Here is a 210-nt window from a genome sequence, read left to right as displayed (position 1 = left end):
CACGCCCTCATCCACCAAAGTAAACAGCGCGTTGCGGATATTAAGCGTCCAGTGGGGATCCAGAAAATCTTCTCGGGTCAGCAGAATCTGCCCCACGAGGATACCGTAATCCCCAAAATATTCTTTATAGGCCATCATAAACTCCACCTGACCGATGGCGCACAGGGCCTGCTTGAAATACATATCGCCCCGGCGGCTCCACTTGTTGAT

1 pseudogene is annotated in these 210 nt (G+C 51.9%); it reads right to left on the bottom strand.

The annotated features are described in order from the left end of the window. A pseudogene (locus NE619_RS18750) lies at nucleotides 1-210 on the bottom strand (glutamate 5-kinase); the annotation flags it as partial.

Source organism: Anaerovorax odorimutans (assembly GCF_024459955.1).
Classification (GTDB): domain Bacteria; phylum Bacillota; class Clostridia; order Peptostreptococcales; family Anaerovoracaceae; genus Hominibacterium; species Hominibacterium odorimutans_A.
Note: the sequence above shows the minus strand (reverse complement) of the source record. Positions and strands in the feature narration are given on the sequence as shown.